The sequence below is a fragment of the Aeromicrobium sp. Root495 genome, assembly GCF_001426755.1.
In the GTDB taxonomy this organism is placed as follows: Bacteria; Actinomycetota; Actinomycetes; order Propionibacteriales; family Nocardioidaceae; genus Aeromicrobium.
Genome location: NZ_LMFJ01000001.1, coordinates 2,008,618 through 2,024,790 on the forward strand (window position 1 = coordinate 2,008,618; position 16,173 = coordinate 2,024,790).

Below are 16,173 nucleotides of genomic sequence, written 5' to 3' on the forward strand. Positions count from 1 at the left end.
CGGTGGCCCTACGCGATGTCGTCGACGTGCCCCATGGCCGCCGCGCGGCTCGCGTACACCTCGAACGCCTCGGCCAGCCCCGACATCTTCAGGATCGCGTCGGTCCGGCGGCCGGAGACCAGCCGCAACGGCACGTCGGCCTGCAGCGCCTCCTTGCGCAGGGCCACGAGCGCACCCAGCCCGGTGGAGTCGATGAACGTGACGCCCAGGAGGTCCAGCACGAGCAGCCCGACGTCGCGCGTCAGCTCCGTCGCGCCCGCCTCACGAACGCGCGGGGCCGTGTCGATGTCGACCTCCCCGAACGGGCTCACGACCGTCGTGTCGTCACTCCAGTCGATCCTCAACCCGAAGTCCATCCGTCCAACCCTCTCGCGCGCATCCTCGAACCTGTTCGAATCCTGCCAGAGCGCCGACGTGCCGGTCGGTGCGGGCGTCCTGCAACGGCTAGGGTGGCGGTGCCGGTTGTGCAGTCAGGCGGCGCCATCGACGGGAAAGGTGTGTCGTGAGTCCTGACTCCGCTGAGTCGTCCGACGTCCTCCCGTCCACCTCCCCGGCGTTCGATGCTGCGCCGATCCACGCTCGCCCGTTCAACCACACGCCGGCGTACCCGCCGCCCGACCTGGAGAGCTGCGACCAGGAGCCCATCCACGTGCCGGGCGCCATCCAGCCGCACGGTCTGCTCGTGGCCCTCGACGACGAGCAGCGCATCGTCACCGCCTCGCGCAACATCGAACGGCTCGTGGGGCACCGCACCGCCGACGTCCTGGGCGCTTCCTTGACCGACGTCCTGGGGCCCAGTGCCACGGCGGCACTCGACCTCGCGCTCGAGGACGGCGACCTCCTGTCCCCCATCCGCATCCGGCTCGACCCCAACGACGGCACGCTCAGCTCCTGCGACGTCGACCTCGTGGTCCACCGGTCCGGTGGTCGCACCGTCGTCGAGCTGGAGCCCGTCGAGTCCCCCCAGCTGTCCGCCACCGTGTCGTACCGCTCGGCCCGCACGGCCGTCGCCCGGCTCACCGAGACCGAGACCACGGCGGAGCTGTGCGAGCGCCTCGCCACCGAGATCCGTCAGGTCACCGGCTTCGACCGCGTCATGGTCTACCGGTTCGACGAGCACTGGAACGGCGAGGTGGTGGCCGAGGACCGTCGGGAGGACCTGAACCCGTTCCTCGGTCTGCACTACCCCGCCACCGACATCCCGGCGCAGGCCCGCCGGCTGTACACCGTCAACTGGACGCGCCTCATCGCCGACATCGCGTACGAGCCGGTGCCGCTCGAGCCGGTGCTCGACCCGGCCAGCGGCGCCCCGCTCGACCTGTCGCACTCCGTGCTGCGCAGCGTCTCGCCCATCCACATCGAGTACCTGTCCAACATGGGTGTCTCGGCCTCCATGTCGGTCTCCATGGTGAAGGACGGCGCGCTGTGGGGACTCGTGGCGTGCCACCACTACTCCGGGCCCCTTCGCGTGCCGTTCGACGCGCGCTCCGCGGCGGAGTTCCTCGGCCAGACCGCCTCCCACCTCATCGACGACCGCGAGCGCGCCGACCACCACGCCGACGAGCGACGCTCCAGCGCACTGCTCGGCGGCATCACCACCTCGCTCGCGGGTGATCCGCGCCCCGTCTACGACGCGCTGTACTCCGACGAGCGCCTCCTCTCCCTGGTCGGGGCGCACGGGACGGCGCTGTTCGCCGACGGTCAGCTCCTGACGCTGGGCGAGGTCCCGCCGGCGTCCGTCCTGCACGACATCGCTGCCCGGGTCGGCGCCGCCGACGGCAAGGCCACGGCCACCAACCACCTGGCCGGGCTCTCGCCGGACCTGGCGGAGTGGGCCCACCTGGCCGCCGGCGCCCTCCACATCGGCAACGGGCCCGACCGCTGGATGCTCTGGCTGCGGCCCGAGATCGAGAAGACCGTCGACTGGGGCGGCGACCCCACCAACAAGCTCATCGCCGCCACCGAGGACCCGTCGGTGCGGCTCAGCCCGCGCAAGTCCTTCGCCAAGTGGCGCCAGGTGGTCCGCGGACAGAGCCTGCCGTGGGAGTCCTGGCAGCTCGAGGTCGTCGAGAACCTGCGCCAGCACCTCTCCGCCGAGCTCCTGCGCCGCACGCACGAGCACACCACCCTCGCCGAGTCGCTCCAGCGCACGCTCGTCCTCGACGAGGCGCCGTCGTTCGACGGCCTCGAGGTCCTCGCCCGATACCGTCCCGCGAAGGGCAGCCAGCTGGGCGGCGACTGGTGGGACGCGTTCTCGCTGCCTGACGGGACGGTCGTGATGGCCGTCGGTGACGTCGCCGGCCACGGAGTCTCCGCCGCCACCGCGATGGCCCAGATCAGGACCGGCCTGCGGGCCTACATGATCGACGGGCAGTCCCCCGCCGCGTGCGTCGACCGCCTCGACGTGCTCACCCGCACCCTGCTGCCCGGCCAGACCGCGACCGTCGTGGTGCTCACGATCTCTCCCGACACCGGCGCCGTGCGTCTCGCGAGTGCGGGGCACCTCCCTGCGCTGCTCGTGCGGCCAGAGCAGGCCGAGGTCCTGCCGGAGGCCGGGCGGCCGCTCCTCGGCATCGGCTTCGGCGCGGCCCGCACCGACGAGCTCGTGCTCGATCCCGGTGACACCCTCGTGCTCTACACCGACGGGCTCGTGGAGCGTCGGGGCGTGGAGCTCGACGTCTCCATCGAGCAGCTGCGGTCGGCCGCCGGCACCACCGCGGGCGCCGACCTCGAGGGCTGGGTCGACGCGCTCCTCACCACCGTTCCTGGCACTCTTGACGACGACCTCACCATCGTCGCCCTCCGACCGAAAGGATCTCGCGCGTGAGCCTGAGCATCCACGACCGCCACGACGGCGACTTCCACGTCATCACCCTGACGGGAGACATCGACATCGAGACGGCTCGCGACCTGCGCGCCCACTTCATCGAGCACGTGACCGACCCGGCGTCGCGCGTCGTCGTCGACATGTCCGGCGTGGAGTTCATGGACTCCTCCGGCCTGGGCGCGCTGGTGGGCGGCTGGCAGATCCTGCGCGACACGGGCGAGCTGCGCGTAGCCGGCGCTCTCCCGGCCGTGGAGCGGGTGTTCCGGCTCACCGGCATGCACGAGGTCTTCCCGCTGTTCCCCGACGTCGCTGCCGCCACCACGGCCTGATCGCACCGCGGGGACGGAACATCACTCAGCCCGCGAGGAGCTCCTTCACGCGGGGCACCACCTGGGATCCGTACAGCTCGATGGAGCGCAGCAGGTCCTGCGAGCGCACCTGGGCCTGGTCGTACTTGAGGTCGAACCGGTCGACCCCCAGCACCTGGACCGTGCCGGCGATCTTCTGCGCCACCGTCTCCGGCGAGCCGACGTAGAGGGCGCCGCCGGCGATCTCGCGCTCGAAGTCGCCCGGGCGCGGCGGGGGCCAGCCCCGCTCCTGGCCGAGGCGGGTGCGCATGGCGTACCAGCCCGCGCGCACCACGTCGCGCGCCTCTTCGTCGGAGTCGGCCACGAGTCCCGGCGAGTGGACGGCCACGGGTCGGCGCGGCGTGCCCAGCTGGTCCTGCGCCCGCTCGAAGAGGTCGACGTAGCCGGCGAACCGGTCGGCCGGGCCCCCGATGATGGCGAGGAACAGGCCGAAGCCGTGGCGGGCGGCGCGCACGACCGACTCGGGACTGCCGCCCACGCCGACCCACGCCGTGATGCCGTTCTCCGTGCGGGGGAAGACCTCCTGGTCCTGCAGCGCCGCGCGGGTGGTTCCCGACCAGGTGACGGGCTCCTCCTTCAGGAGCGCGGCGAGCAGCTCGAGGCGCTCCTCGAAGAGCACCTCGTAGTCCGCGAGGTCGAAGCCGAAGAGCGGGAACGACTCGATGAAGGATCCGCGCCCTGCCACGATCTCGGCGCGTCCGCCGGAGACGGCGTCGAGCGTGGCGAACCGCTCGAAGACCCGCACGGGGTCGTCCGAGCTGAGCACCGTCACGGCCGACCCGAGCCGGATCCGGCTCGTGCGCGACGCGATGGCCGCCAGGACCATCTCCGGGCTGGAGACGGCGAAGTCGGGGCGGTGGTGCTCGCCGAGGCCGAAGAAGTCGAGCCCGACCTCGTCGGCCAGGACGGCCTGGTCCACGAGGTCGCGGATGACCTGCGCGTGCGGGACGGGCCGGCCCTCGACGTCGAGGGTCACCCCTCCGAAGGTGTCGATGCCGAACTCAGGTGTGCTCACGACCAGCACAACGCCGAGCGGTGCTCGACGCTTCCCTCGACCCCGATCGGCCCCCCGGAGCGTGACGCCTGACGAGCCGGGTACCCCTCTCTGGCACACGACCTCCGGGAGGAACACATGACCGAGACACCTCTGACCGCCGTGGCCCTCAGCTGCACGCTGAAGCCCAGCCCCTCGTCCTCGAGCAGCGACCTCATGGCGCAGCAGTACCTCGACGCCCTCGCCGAGCACGACGTCTCCGGCTCGCTCGTCCGCGTCGTCGACCACGACGTGAGGCCCGGCGTGGAGAGGGACATGGGTGACGGCGACGCCTGGCCCACGATCCGCAGCCAGGTGGTCGCCGCCGAAGTCCTCGTGGTCGTCACCCCCACCTGGATGGGTCACATGTCGAGCGTCGCCCAGCGCGTGCTGGAGCGGCTCGACGCCGAGATCTCCGAGACCCGTGAGGACGGCAATCCGCTCATGTACGGCAAGGTCGCCGTGGTGGGTGTCGTCGGGAACGAGGACGGCGCCCACAAGATCACCGCCGACCTCTACCAGGCGCTCGACGACGCCGGCTTCACGGTCCCGGCCCAGGGCGGGACGTACTGGAACGGCGAGGCCATGCACACGACCGACTACGACGAGCTCGAGGAGACGCCCGAGGCCACGGCCTCGGCGCTCTCAGCCGCTGCCGCCAACGCCGCGCACCTGGCCCGGCTGCTGCGTGACCGCCCCTATCCCTCCGGCGGCTGAGCCGCGACGCTTGGTGCCCGGCCGGCGGGGTACCTGACGAGCATGACCGAACCCACGCCCGAGAGCCCCGCCAAGACCACCGAGGACGGCTCGTCCCTGAACCCCGAGGACGCGCTCGCCGTGAACGCCCTGCCCGACGAGGTCCGCCACGCGGCCGGCGACGACGAGACCGAGGACGTCCAGCGCAACGACGGCGCGGTCGTCGACCTCGAGGGCACCGACGAGGCCACGGCCGACTAGCGCGCCGCGACCACCCGCTGCACCGCGTCGCGCAGGAACGCGCGCCGGCGCTCGTGCTCGGCGACGGCCTCGTCGCTGCTCGCGGCGTAGACGTTGCTCACGGGCGACCACGCCATCGACATCGAGATCACCATCGCCATGATGTCGAACGGCTCGCCCGAAGCGACCTCGCCGCGCGCCTGCGCTGCGGCGATGGCCTCCAGCTTCGCCCCGTGCCGACCCTCGGCGTCGGCGAGGAGAGGCCCCACGGGCTGGCGCTCCAGCCGGCGCCACGTGGCGAGACGGATGAGGTCCGGGCGCACCAGGTAGTCGTCGTAGAGCCGGACCGCCCAGTCGGCGAGGTCGTCCGCGCTGATGGGGACGACGTCGAGGATCCGATCGATCGACGCGTCGAAGACCGTGTCGAACAGCGCGTCCTTGCTGCCGAAGTAGGCGTAGAGCTGGGCCTTGTTGCTCTGGGCCGCCGCCACGATGCGGTCGACCCGGGCCCCCGCGATGCCGTGCTCGGCGAACTCGGCCGTGGCCGCCTCGAGCATGCGCCGGCGCGTGGCCTCGCCTCGCGCGTTGAGCACCGGTCCTTCCGTCATGCCCGACAGACTATCAACCAGAAATACCAACCAGTCGGTTTGCCGCGAGTGCCGCCAGGGTCTAGGCTCCAAACAGACCAACTAGTAGGTTTGCATCAGCGAGCCTGAGGAGACCCATGCGCCCCACGAAGGCCTACCGCGCCGACCGCCCCGGAACCGTCCCCACCCTCGTCGACGTCGAGCGACGCGACCTGCGCCCCGACGACGTCGCCGTCCGCGTCACCTTCTGCGGCGTCTGCCACAGCGACCTCCACGCCCTGGCCGGCGGCCCTGAAGCCTTCCCCGTCGTCCCCGGCCACGAGTTCGTCGGCGAGGTCGTCGAGATCGGCTCCGACGTCACGCGCTTCGCTGTCGGAGACCCGGTCGCCGTGGGCAACATCGTCGACTCGTGCGGCACGTGCCGCATGTGTCTCGCGGGCCAGGAGAACTACTGCAACGACGTCCCGACCCTCACGTACAACGGGACCGACCGGCACGACGGCTCCACCACCCTCGGCGGGTACAGCACCGAGTACGTGGTCCGCGAGGGCTTCGTCTACCACCGCCCGGCGAACCTCGATCCTGCCGCCGTGGCTCCGCTCATGTGCGCCGGGGTCACCGTCTGGGAGCCGATGCGCGCGTGGGGCGTCGGCCCCGGCACGGCGGTCGGCGTGGTGGGCCTCGGCGGACTGGGTCACCTCGCCGTGAAGCTCGCCCACGCGCTCGGAGCCCAGGTCACCGTCTTCACCCGCACGGCCGACAAGGCCGACGACGCCCGCGCGCTCGGCGCCGACCACGTCGTCGTCTCGACCGACACCGACGCCATGGCCGCCCTCGCCGACACTCTCGACCTCGTGATCGACACCGTCTCCGGTCCGCACGCCCTCGAGCCGTACCTCGCCACGGTGGCCCTCGACGGGACCCTGTGCTCCGTGGGCAACCTCGGTCCGGTGGAGCTGCAGACCATGGCGGTCGCCATCGGTCGCAAGCGCTACTCGTCCTCGGGCAGCGCCGGGCGACCGGCCACGCAGGACCTGCTCGACTTCTGCGGTGAGCACGGCATCGTGGCCGACGTCGAGGTGCTCCCCTCGCGCCGGATCGAGACGGCCCTGAGCCGCCTGCAGGCCAACGACGTCCGCTACCGGTTCGTCCTGGACCTCTCCGACGTCTGAGGCGTCGGGGCGGTCAGCCCTTCTTCTTGCTCCCCGTGATGATGGACGGCGGCTCGGCAGCGCCCTTGCGCTTCTCGGCGCGCTTCTCCTTGATGGACTTGCCGGACTTCTTGGTCATGCTCTGACGGGGTGACTTGTCGCCCATGGCGTTCACGCCTTCGATGGCCGCTGCCGTGCTGGAGCCCTGGGGCGCGGAGTCCGCGCCGGGGCCGCGCGACTTGCGGGCTTGCCCTCACCCTAGTCCCGCTCGTCAAGGACGATCAGTCGCCGAGCAGCCGCCGCACCAGGGCCTCCACCACGTCGTCGGTGGGGGTCGCCGGGTCGATCGAGAGCGTGAGGCGGTCGAGCAGGAGGCCGTCGATCGCGTAGTGGAAGAGCGCGATCTCCTCGCGACCGCCCGGCAGGCCCGCCGCCCGGTTGAACTCGACGTCGCCCGCGAACCCGGTGCGCAGCCACTCCCCCATGACCTCGGCGACCTCGGGCCGACGTGCGGCCTCGAGCCGCAGCTCGAACAGGGCCAAGGTCACCTCCTTCTCAGCGGTGAGCCGTCGCACGATGTCGCGGATGTACTCCGCGAACAGGGTTCGGCTCGGCTGCTGACTGCCCAGCTCGTCGAGCGTGCGCGGGTCGGGCGCGAGCCGCTGGCCGATCCGCTCGACGAGAGCCCCTACGAGAGCCTCGCGTCGCCTGAAGTAGTTGGAGGCCGTGCCGGTGGGGACTCCAGCCTCACGGTCGACGGCGCGGTGCGTGAGCCCCCGCGCGCCCTCGCGGGCCAGGACGGCGAGGCCAGCGTCGGCCAGGTCCCGCCTGCGGTCGTCGTTGCGCGCCATGACGCCAGCCTAGCGCGATCACGACACCTGTAGTACTTTCGAAGAAACCACTACATCCGTCGTACATGACTCGGAGGACCCGTGCGCCAGCTCGTCTACTACGTCGCGGTCTCGCTCGACGGCCACATCGCCTCACCCCACGACACGTTCGAGATGTTCCCTCAGCAGGGCGACCACATCGACATGATCCTGCGGGACTGGACCGACACCATCCCGGCCGTCGGCCTGGAGGCGCTCGGGCTGGAGGCCGACCGCTCCCGCTTCGACGCCGTCCTCATGGGGTGGAACACCTACGCGGCCGGCCTCGGAACGACCGATGACCCCTACCCGCACCTGCAGCAGACCGTCTTCTCCCGGAGCGCCCCGTCCCGGACGGTGCCTGCCGGCATCACGCTCACCGACGAGGACCCTGCCGCCGTCGCGGCCCGCCTCAAGAGCGAGGACGGCGGCGACATCTGGCTGTGCGGCGGCGGCCTGCTGGCCTCGTCCCTCCGGGACGAGATCGACCGACTCGTCCTGAAGGTCAATCCCGTCGTGCTCGGGGCCGGCAAGCCGCTGTTCGACGGCGCCGGGTACGACCCGCGCACCTTCACGCTCACCGCCTCCACGCCCTACGCGTCGGGCGTGGTGATCAACGAGTACGACCGAGCAGCATGACGACCCGCCGGACCGTGCTCGCCGAGGACGATCGGCCGATCCCGACCGGGCACGCCTAGTGCAGGTGGTCCTGCCAGTCGGCCGGCACGGCACCGGCCGGGCCGGGGACGGGCTGACCTGCAGGGTGCTCGTGCGGGGGCGCCAGCGCCGGGCCGTCGTAGTAGTCCTCGGACGCGTAGTCCCAGAACCACTCCTCGCCGGGCTCGAAGCTCTGGACCAGGGGGTGCCCGGCCGCCGCGGCGTGACCGCTTCCGTGCTGTCCCGGCGACGAGTCGCAGCAGCCCACGTGCCCGCACCGCGCACACCGCCGCAGGTGGAACCACCAGCCGCCGTCGGCCAGACATTCCACACAGCCCTCGCCGCTCGGTGGGACGGTGGTGTCGAGATCTTCGGGGCGCGCCATGAGGGTCTCCTTCTGCACGGGAGTCGGGACTCCGAGGTCCCTGCTCAGGATCACGGTAATCGAGACCTGCACCCGACGTCCGAGGCCCGGCACGGCGGCCGACCGGAGCCATGTTCCGCGAAGTCGCTCACCCGGAGTCGCTCGGCCGGACCGATCGGGGTACCCAGGAAGGACTGCCCACCCATCGAAGGACCTTCATGACGGACACCCGACGCGTCCTCGTCACCGGCGCGAGCGTGGCCGGTCCCGCAGCCGCGTTCTGGCTCGCCCGGGTCGGCTACGACGTGACGGTCGTCGAGCGCGCCCCGGCACTGCGTCCCGGCGGCCAGAACATCGACGTGCGGGCCAGCGGGCGCGAGGTGCTGCGGCTCATGGGCCTGGAGGACGCCGTCCGCGCCCGCAACACGGGCGAGATCGGCACCCGGTTCCTCGCGGAGGACGGCTCCGTCGTCTCCGAGTTCGCCGTCCAGGACGGCGAGGGCCGCGACGGACCGACGGCCGAGCTGGAGATCCTCCGCGGCGCGCTGTCGCAGATCCTCGTGGAGGCCTGCCCCGAGGACGTGCCGTACGTCTTCGGGCAGCACGTCGTCTCGGTCCAGGAGCACGAGGACCACGTGGAGGTCGAGCTCTCCGACGGCTCGCGGGAGGCGTACGACCTCGTCGTCGTCGCCGAGGGCGTCGGCTCCCACACGCGGGCTCTCGTGCTCGGCGACGAGCCGCGCGAGAAGCCCCTCGGCATGTACACCGCGTACGGGACGATCGACCGGACGCCGGACGACGACGACTTCTGGAGCTGGCTCATCGTCCCAGGAGCCCGACAGGTGGGTCTGCGCCCCGACGACGAGGGCACCACCCGCGCCATGCTCAGCTTCCTCGCCGACTCCCCCGTGCTGGAGGGGCTCGACGACTCGGAGGTCCTCGCCGCGCTGCGGGAGAGGTTCGCCGGCCTCGGGTGGCAGGTCCCGCGGATCCTCGACGGGCTCGACGCCTCCGACGACCTCTACGTCGACTACCTCCGCCAGGTCGTCTGCCCCACGTGGCACCGCGGCAGGGTCGTCCTGCTCGGCGACGCCGCCTGGTGCGTCACCCCGATCGGGGGCGGCGGGACGTCGCTCGCCATCACGGGTGCCTACGTCCTGGCCGCCTTCCTGTCGCAGGGCACCGACGACGGGAGCACCGACCACGTCGAGGCGTTCGCCCGGTACGAGGAGTGGATGCGGCCCCTCGTGGAGAAGGCCCAGGACCTGCCGCCCGGCGTCCCGCGCCTCGCCGCACCCTCGACCCGCGTCGGCGTCCAGGCCCTCAAGTGGGGCACCAGGATCGCCGCGCTCCCCGTGGTCCAGTCCATCGCGTCGCGCCTGACATCAGGACCGGAGGCGACGCGCGAGCTGCCCGAGCTCCGGCGCGCCGCCTCCGACTGAGGGACGATCAGGCGGTCCGCTCCGCGAGGTCACCCGTGAGCTCCTCCTCCGGGTGCTCCTCGACGGAGCGGGAGTCGGTGAGCGTCAGCGCGCCCCAGCCGACCACCACGCCGACGACGACGGCGAGGATCCCGTAGGTCACGCGCTCACCGTGGAAGAACGACGCGACGAGGTCGCTGCTCCAGGTCCCGGCGGGCAGCTGCGTCGTCACCATGGCGGCGATCAGCGTGCCGACGACCGCGGTGCCGACGCTCGTGCCGATCTCCTGGGCCGTGTCGTTGAGCGCGGTGCCGATGGACGTGCGGTTGGCCGGCATCGCGTCGACGAGGGCGACGGCGCAGATCGTCATGACGGTGCGGAGACCGATCGTCATCGCGACCATCGAGATCGCGATCGCGACGTAGCCGTGGTCGACGCCCCAGGAGAGACCGGCGAGCGAGCCGGCCAGGAAGGCAGCGCCGACGAGGCACGCGATGCGGTGGCCGAACTGCTTGGCCAGCCACTCCGAGAAGGGCGACGCCGCGATCATCGTCACGATGATCGGCAGGTTGGCGAGGCCGGCCCGCACGGGGCTCCAGCCGTACGCGAACTGGAAGTGCAGGATCAGGCCGAACATCACGCTGGCCATCGCGATGGCGGTGCCGACCTGCGCGATCGAGGCGCCGCGGACCGTGCCGTTCGAGAAGAGCCCGAGGTCGAGCATCGGCGAGTCCGCACGGCGCTCGTGCCGGACGAACGCGATGCCGGCCGCCACGGAGGCGAGGACCGAGCCGAGCGTGACGGCGGACAGCCAGCCGTGCTCGACGCCGCTCGTCATGGCGTAGCAGGCGAAGCCGATCGTGGCGATGCTCAGCAACGCGCCGGGCAGGTCGAGCACGTCGTCGGTCAGGTCCTCGCGACGGTCGGGCGGCACCCCGAGGCGCACGCCGATGAACGCGACGAGCGCGATCGGGGCGTTCACCACGAGCAGCCACTCCCAGCGGACGTGGGCGAGGGCGGTGCCGCCGAGCAACGGACCCAGCACGAACCCGGACATCCCCACGAGGATCATCACGGTCATGGCGCGCATGCGGAGCGCCTTGTCGTCGAAGAGGCGGAACACGAGCGAGTTGGTGATGGGCGCCATCGCCGCGGCGGCCAGGCCGAGGGCGGCGCGCAACGCGATCAGCTCGCCCGCCGTGCTCACCCAGACGGCACAGAAGCTCAGTGCCCCGAACACCGTGAGGCCCACGAGCAGCACCCGGCGGCGGCCGAGCCGGTCGGCCATCGAGCCGGCGGTCAGGAGCAGTCCGCCGAAGGTGAGCGAGTAGGCACCCGTGACCCACTGCAGGGCCGTGGTGCCGCTGCCCAGGTCGCGACCGATGGTCGGCAGAGCGACGGAGAGCAGGGTGTTGTCGACCATCTCGACGAAGAAGGCGAGGCAGAGCGCCGTCATGGGGATCCACGCCGCGCGCACCGACGTGTACGTGTGCCGCGCGGTCGCAGCGGAAGAAGGTGGGGTCATGACGGCCATGCTTCTCCCGCGCGCTGGCACGGCGCTGTCACGGCGCTGCCACCCGTGACAGCCACGGACAGCGGACCGACGCCGACGCTCGCGGACAGGCAGCCGGCGGGCGCCGCCACTAGGTTGAGGGGATGACCTCCAGCGCCGGGACCGACCTCCTCGGCCACGCACCCCCCGAGGGCTCGTCGGGGTGGATCCGGGTCCGTGGGGCGCGTGAGCACAACCTGCTCGACGTCGACCTCGACCTCCCCCGCGACTGCTTCGTCGTCTTCACAGGTGTCTCCGGCTCCGGCAAGTCCTCGCTCGCCTTCGGGACGATCTTCGCGGAGTCGCAGCGCCGCTACTTCGAGTCGGTGGCCCCGTACGCGCGGCGCCTCATGGCCCAGGTCGGAGCGCCCGCCATCGACACGATCGATGGTCTGCCGCCGGCCGTGGCCCTCCAGCAGGCCCGAGGCGGTGCGACCGCGCGCTCGACCCTCGGGACCCTCAGCTCACTCTCCGACGTGCTGCGCCTCCTCTACAGCCGGGCGGGCACCTACCCCGAGGGCGCCGAGCACCTGCCGGCATCGGCCTTCTCCCCCAACACGGCGGTCGGCGCCTGCCCCACCTGCCACGGCAGCGGAGTGGCACGCCGCACCACCGAGGCGCTCCTCGTGCCCGACCCCGGCCTGTCCATCGACGAGGGCGCGATCGGCGTGTGGGCCAACAAGGCGTGGGTGGGTCTCAACGTGCGTCGCATGGTGACCAAGCTGGGGATCGACATCCATGCCCCGTGGCACACGCTGCCGCAGGCCGACCGGACCTGGCTCCTCTTCACCGACGAGGAGCCCCGCATGCTGCTGCAGGGCAACAAGCAGGGTGAGGCCAGCCAGTACCACGGGCACTGGTCGTCAGCCGAGAAGTTCCTGCTGCGCAACCTCGCCAAGACCCAGTCGCCCACGCAGCGCGAGAAGCTCGAGGCGTTCATCGCCGAGGGCCCCTGTCCCACGTGCGACGGCAAGCGGTTGCGTCCCGCGGCCCTCGCCGTGCGGTTCGCCGACGTCGACATCGCCACCATGTCCGCGCTGCCGCTCTCCGAGGTCTGCGCCCTGCTCGACAGCGGGCTGGAGCAGCAGGCCCGGGGCACCGACCGGCACGGAGCGGCCGCGTCCTCGGCGGCGCGCTCGCTCGTGAAGGACTTCGCGGCGCGGGTCGAGTCGATCATCGCGCTCGGGCTGGGCTACCTCTCCATGGACCGCTCCAGCACGGCCCTCTCCCCCGGCGAGCTGCAACGCGTCCGGCTCGCCGGTCAGCTGCGGGCCGGCCTGTTCGGCGTCCTCTACGTGCTCGACGAGCCGTCGGCCGGCCTGCACCCGGCCGACTCGGAGGCCCTGTACGCGGCGCTGCGCGAGCTGGTCGCTGCGGGCAACTCCCTGTTCGTGGTCGAGCACGACCTCTCCATCGCCCGCAACGCCGACTGGGTGGTCGACGTCGGACCCAGCGCCGGAGTCCTGGGCGGACGGGTGGTCCACAGCGGACCCCCGGACGAGCTGACCGATGTCACGGACTCCGTCACGGCCGACTTCATGTTCGACCGGGTCGACCGCCCCGCACTCGAGGCGCGCGAGCCGGCTTCCTGGACCCACCTCGAGCACCTCACCCTCCACAACCTGCAGGACGTGAGCATCCGCCTGCCGATGGGCGTCATGACGGCCATCACGGGGGTCTCCGGCTCGGGGAAGTCCTCCCTCCTCACCGCCGTCGTCGAGCGGCTCGAGACCGACGACACCGCGGAGCACCGCCTCGTCTCGATCGACCAGCGACCCATCGGCCGCTCCCCCCGCTCCAACCTCGCCACGTACACGGGTCTCTTCGACGCCGTCCGCCGGCTCTTCGCGTCCACCGACGAGGCGAAGGCGCGAGGCTGGGCCGCCGGGCGGTTCTCCTTCAACGTGGCAGCAGGGCGCTGCCCCACGTGCGAGGGCGAGGGGTTCATCGCCGTCGAGCTGGTCTTCCTCCCCACGAGCTACTCCACGTGCCCGACGTGCCGCGGGTCGAGGTACAACCCCGAGACGCTCGAGGTCCTCTACCGCGAGCGCGACGTCGGCCAGGTGCTGTCCATGACCGTCCAGGAGGCCGCGACGTTCTTCGACGACGTCCCGGCCGTGCACCGCGCCCTCACGACCCTGCTCGACGTCGGTCTCGGCTACCTGACCCTCGGCCAGCCCGCGACCGAGCTCTCCGGCGGCGAGGCGCAGCGCATCAAGCTCGCCACCGAGCTGCAGCGTCCGCGGCGCGGCAGCACGGTCTTCGTCCTCGACGAGCCCACCGGCGGCCTCCACCCCGTCAACGTCCGGGACCTCGTCCGGGTGCTCGGGCGACTCGTCGACGCCGGCGACACCGTCGTGGTGGTCGAGCACGACATGCAGGTGGTCGCCGCGTCGGACTGGGTCGTCGAGCTGGGCCCGGGCGGCGGCGACCGCGGCGGGACCGTGGTGGCTGAGACCACGCCGACCGGTCTGCTCGACGTCGCCGAGAGCATCACCGCGCCCTATCTCAGGCGCGCCGTGGCCCGGGCGACGTGAGGTGCTTCACGTCCTGGGCGCTGAGCCGGATCACCCGTCACTCTTGACCCATGATCACCTCGCGCCTGCCACGCACCGCGTCCGCCTGGCGCCCCCTCCTCGTGCCCCTCGTGGTGCTGCTGGCGTGGGACGTCGGCGTCACGCTGGCCTTCCAGCTGGGGTGGGTCGAGTTCCGCGGCATCACGATCCAGTACACGCTCTACGGCACTGCCATCGCGCTGTTCCTGGGCTTCATGGTCAATGCCTCCTACGCGCGCTGGTGGGAGGCGCGGACCCTCTGGGGCAGCATCGTCAACCACTCGCGCAACCTCGCGCGGGAGGCCACGACACTGCTCGACGACTCGGTGCCCGACGCCCGGCCCGCGATCATCCCGGCCATCGTCCGGGCCCAGATCGCCTACGTCCATGCTCTCCGGACGTCGCTGCGAGAGCAGGCCGACCCCACGGAGATCGACGTCTACCTCGACGACGCCGCCCTGCGCCGCGTGACGGCGGCGACCAACACGCCGGCCGCGATCCTGGTGCACATCGGTCAGCTCGTGCGCGAGGCCCATCGACGCGGCATGGTCGATGACATCGCCCGCGTCCAGGTGAGCTCCACGCTCGGCGTCCTGACCGACGCCCAGGGCGGGCTGGAGCGCATCAAGCGCACCCCGCTGCCGGTGCAGTACCGCTTCCTGCCCTCGTTCTTCGCCCGGGTCTTCTGCGTCATCCTGCCGTTCGCGATCTACAAGGACCTCATGTGGTTCACGCCCATCGGGTCGGGGCTCGTGGGCATGATGTTCCTCCTCGCCGTCCAGGTCGGTCGCGACCTCGCCGAGCCGTTCCGTGACGGCGTGCACGACGTCCCCATGACGGCGATCAGCCGCACCATCGAGATCGATCTCCTCGAGATGATCGGCACCGACGCACCCGACGCCGTCGCCCCCGTCAACGAGGTGCTGTGGTGATGCTCGGCTGAAGGCTGGTCGTCGAGACGACGATCCCTCAGGTGCGGACCACGACCGAGACCACGTTCACGAGCGCGATGCCGACGGCGGCCAGGAAAGGGCCACGTCCCGGGGCGACGCGGCCGACGACGAGCAGCACCGCGCACGCCGAGAGAGCGACGACTGCCACGAGGTCGAGCCCGTCGGCGGGGACCACGGCCGTCACGACCGTGCCGGCCAGCAGCAGGGCGGTCGCGAGGTCCACGGAACCGCGGGCACCGAGGCGGTGTGGCAGACCGTGGACCCCGGTCCGCCGGTCGTCCTCGAGGTCCGGCACGGCATTGACGAGATGGGCGCCCGTGCCGAGCAGCACCCCCGCCACCACCAGCCACGGGGGTCCCGCGTCGTCGCGGACGGCGAGGGACACCACCGCGGGCAGCCCGCCGAAGCACACGGCGTACGGCATCCACGACAGGATCGTGCTCTTGAGCCCCAGGTTGTACCCCCAGGCCATGGCCACGAGCGCGAGGTGCAGCGCTCCCGCCCGGACCCCGAGGCAGAGGGAGGCTGCCACCGTCACCAGAGCAGCCGCGACGATCGCGACACGGACCGTCCCGACGCCCAGCGCGCCGGTCGCGAGGGGCTTGTCCCGGCGACCCGAGATGCGGTCACGCTCCCGGTCGAGGTAGTCGTTGCTCCACCCCACCGACAGCTGGCCCGTGAGGGCGGCGACCCCGACGAGCACAGCGGTTCCGGCCGAAGCACCCCAGTGGAGCGCGAGCAGCACGACGGCCACCGTCACGGCGCCGCTGGGCTCCGGGTGGCACGCACGGACGAGTGCTCTGCCCACGGATGTCGGACGGCCGGCGCTCACCCGCCCACGGTAGGCCTGACGCGGCCTCCTGCACGTCGGGACCCGCGGCAGATCGACGCGCGAGCCGC

At 71.8% G+C, this 16,173-nt stretch carries 17 protein-coding genes; 9 read left to right on the forward strand and 8 right to left on the reverse strand.

What is annotated here, in order from left to right; genetic code table 11:
• Window positions 1-8 precede the first annotated feature (8 nt).
• Entirely contained in the window at window positions 9-356 is a 348-nt protein-coding gene (locus ASD11_RS10025; protein WP_056286581.1) for an STAS domain-containing protein, read from the reverse strand.
• Window positions 357-502: 146 nt separating this feature from the next.
• On the opposite strand from ASD11_RS10025, the gene ASD11_RS10030 reads away from it, so the two are divergent.
• The gene (locus ASD11_RS10030) at window positions 503-2,827 is read left to right on the forward strand and encodes a SpoIIE family protein phosphatase (RefSeq protein ID WP_056286584.1); all 2,325 of its coding nucleotides are present in this window, start codon (window positions 503-505) and stop codon (window positions 2,825-2,827) included.
• Window positions 2,824-3,156, forward strand: a complete 333-nt coding sequence (locus ASD11_RS10035) for an STAS domain-containing protein (protein WP_056286588.1) — start codon at window positions 2,824-2,826, stop codon at window positions 3,154-3,156. The genes ASD11_RS10030 and ASD11_RS10035 overlap by 4 nt, the downstream gene beginning before the upstream one ends.
• A 25-nt stretch (window positions 3,157-3,181) precedes the next feature.
• Here the strand turns inward: ASD11_RS10035 and ASD11_RS10040 are convergent, their stop codons facing one another.
• A complete protein-coding gene (locus tag ASD11_RS10040) occupies window positions 3,182-4,210 on the reverse strand; it encodes an Atu2307/SP_0267 family LLM class monooxygenase (RefSeq protein ID WP_056288704.1) in 1,029 nt (342 codons plus the stop codon).
• Between the two features lie 117 nt (window positions 4,211-4,327).
• Here ASD11_RS10040 and ASD11_RS10045 point away from each other — a divergent pair, with 117 nt between their 5' ends.
• Window positions 4,328-4,945: an NAD(P)H-dependent oxidoreductase gene (locus ASD11_RS10045; RefSeq protein ID WP_056286589.1), complete on the forward strand. Its 618-nt coding sequence runs from the start codon at window positions 4,328-4,330 to the stop codon at window positions 4,943-4,945.
• A gap of 42 nt (window positions 4,946-4,987) precedes the next feature.
• Window positions 4,988-5,185 (forward strand): hypothetical protein, encoded by a 198-nt coding sequence (locus ASD11_RS10050; protein ID WP_056286593.1) that lies wholly within the window; start codon window positions 4,988-4,990, stop codon window positions 5,183-5,185.
• Here ASD11_RS10050 and ASD11_RS10055 read toward each other — a convergent pair.
• Window positions 5,182-5,772 carry a TetR family transcriptional regulator gene (locus ASD11_RS10055; RefSeq protein WP_056286595.1) on the reverse strand — a complete coding sequence of 197 codons (591 nt, stop codon included), beginning with the start codon at window positions 5,770-5,772 and terminating at the stop codon, window positions 5,182-5,184. The genes ASD11_RS10050 and ASD11_RS10055 overlap by 4 nt on opposite strands.
• 116 nt (window positions 5,773-5,888) lie before the next feature.
• Between ASD11_RS10055 and ASD11_RS10060 the strand changes: the two genes are divergently transcribed.
• The gene (locus ASD11_RS10060) at window positions 5,889-6,923 is read left to right on the forward strand and encodes an NAD(P)-dependent alcohol dehydrogenase (protein WP_056286597.1); all 1,035 of its coding nucleotides are present in this window, start codon (window positions 5,889-5,891) and stop codon (window positions 6,921-6,923) included.
• A 13-nt stretch (window positions 6,924-6,936) separates the two neighbouring features.
• Here the strand turns inward: ASD11_RS10060 and ASD11_RS18815 are convergent, their stop codons facing one another.
• Together ASD11_RS18815 and ASD11_RS10065 are read right to left on the reverse strand one after the other, a co-directional pair.
• Window positions 6,937-7,068 (reverse strand): hypothetical protein, encoded by a 132-nt coding sequence (locus ASD11_RS18815; protein ID WP_268750700.1) that lies wholly within the window; start codon window positions 7,066-7,068, stop codon window positions 6,937-6,939.
• Window positions 7,069-7,183: 115 nt separating this feature from the next.
• Complete coding sequence (locus tag ASD11_RS10065; protein WP_056286602.1) at window positions 7,184-7,753, reverse strand: TetR/AcrR family transcriptional regulator; 570 nt, start codon at window positions 7,751-7,753, stop codon at window positions 7,184-7,186.
• Between the two features lie 81 nt (window positions 7,754-7,834).
• Here ASD11_RS10065 and ASD11_RS10070 point away from each other — a divergent pair, with 81 nt between their 5' ends.
• Window positions 7,835-8,410, forward strand: a complete 576-nt coding sequence (locus ASD11_RS10070; RefSeq protein WP_056286605.1) for a dihydrofolate reductase family protein — start codon at window positions 7,835-7,837, stop codon at window positions 8,408-8,410.
• Between the two features lie 55 nt (window positions 8,411-8,465).
• On the opposite strand, the gene ASD11_RS10075 is transcribed toward ASD11_RS10070, so the two are convergent.
• Window positions 8,466-8,813: a UBP-type zinc finger domain-containing protein gene (locus ASD11_RS10075; RefSeq protein ID WP_056288707.1), complete on the reverse strand. Its 348-nt coding sequence runs from the start codon at window positions 8,811-8,813 to the stop codon at window positions 8,466-8,468.
• A gap of 197 nt (window positions 8,814-9,010) precedes the next feature.
• Between ASD11_RS10075 and ASD11_RS10080 the strand changes: the two genes are divergently transcribed.
• On the forward strand, window positions 9,011-10,234 hold the full coding sequence (locus ASD11_RS10080) for an FAD-dependent monooxygenase (RefSeq protein ID WP_056286606.1): 1,224 nt from the start codon (window positions 9,011-9,013) through the stop codon (window positions 10,232-10,234).
• Window positions 10,235-10,241: 7 nt separating this feature from the next.
• Here the strand turns inward: ASD11_RS10080 and ASD11_RS10085 are convergent, their stop codons facing one another.
• Window positions 10,242-11,738 carry an MFS transporter gene (locus ASD11_RS10085; RefSeq protein WP_056288709.1) on the reverse strand — a complete coding sequence of 499 codons (1,497 nt, stop codon included), beginning with the start codon at window positions 11,736-11,738 and terminating at the stop codon, window positions 10,242-10,244.
• A 131-nt stretch (window positions 11,739-11,869) separates the two neighbouring features.
• On the opposite strand from ASD11_RS10085, the gene ASD11_RS10090 reads away from it, so the two are divergent.
• Window positions 11,870-14,302 (forward strand): ATP-binding cassette domain-containing protein, encoded by a 2,433-nt coding sequence (locus ASD11_RS10090; protein ID WP_056286609.1) that lies wholly within the window; start codon window positions 11,870-11,872, stop codon window positions 14,300-14,302.
• A 50-nt stretch (window positions 14,303-14,352) separates the two neighbouring features.
• The gene (locus ASD11_RS10095) at window positions 14,353-15,252 is read left to right on the forward strand and encodes a bestrophin family protein (RefSeq protein WP_082554274.1); all 900 of its coding nucleotides are present in this window, start codon (window positions 14,353-14,355) and stop codon (window positions 15,250-15,252) included.
• Window positions 15,253-15,289: 37 nt separating this feature from the next.
• Here ASD11_RS10095 and ASD11_RS10100 read toward each other — a convergent pair whose 3' ends face one another.
• Window positions 15,290-16,105: a UbiA family prenyltransferase gene (locus ASD11_RS10100; protein ID WP_200940114.1), complete on the reverse strand. Its 816-nt coding sequence runs from the start codon at window positions 16,103-16,105 to the stop codon at window positions 15,290-15,292.
• Window positions 16,106-16,173 lie beyond the last annotated feature (68 nt).

Coding starts and splice junctions, on each gene's coding strand:
- ASD11_RS10075 (WP_056288707.1), bottom strand. CDS start 8,813: ATGGCGCGCCCCGAAGATCTCGACACCACCGTCCCACCGAGCGGCGAG.
- ASD11_RS10050 (WP_056286593.1), top strand. CDS start 4,988: ATGACCGAACCCACGCCCGAGAGCCCCGCCAAGACCACCGAGGACGGC.
- ASD11_RS10055 (WP_056286595.1), bottom strand. CDS start 5,772: ATGACGGAAGGACCGGTGCTCAACGCGCGAGGCGAGGCCACGCGCCGG.
- ASD11_RS10060 (WP_056286597.1), top strand. CDS start 5,889: ATGCGCCCCACGAAGGCCTACCGCGCCGACCGCCCCGGAACCGTCCCC.
- ASD11_RS10045 (WP_056286589.1), top strand. CDS start 4,328: ATGACCGAGACACCTCTGACCGCCGTGGCCCTCAGCTGCACGCTGAAG.
- ASD11_RS10085 (WP_056288709.1), bottom strand. CDS start 11,738: ATGACCCCACCTTCTTCCGCTGCGACCGCGCGGCACACGTACACGTCG.
- ASD11_RS18815 (WP_268750700.1), bottom strand. CDS start 7,068: ATGGGCGACAAGTCACCCCGTCAGAGCATGACCAAGAAGTCCGGCAAG.
- ASD11_RS10095 (WP_082554274.1), top strand. CDS start 14,353: ATGATCACCTCGCGCCTGCCACGCACCGCGTCCGCCTGGCGCCCCCTC.
- ASD11_RS10080 (WP_056286606.1), top strand. CDS start 9,011: ATGACGGACACCCGACGCGTCCTCGTCACCGGCGCGAGCGTGGCCGGT.
- ASD11_RS10090 (WP_056286609.1), top strand. CDS start 11,870: ATGACCTCCAGCGCCGGGACCGACCTCCTCGGCCACGCACCCCCCGAG.
- ASD11_RS10065 (WP_056286602.1), bottom strand. CDS start 7,753: ATGGCGCGCAACGACGACCGCAGGCGGGACCTGGCCGACGCTGGCCTC.
- ASD11_RS10025 (WP_056286581.1), bottom strand. CDS start 356: ATGGACTTCGGGTTGAGGATCGACTGGAGTGACGACACGACGGTCGTG.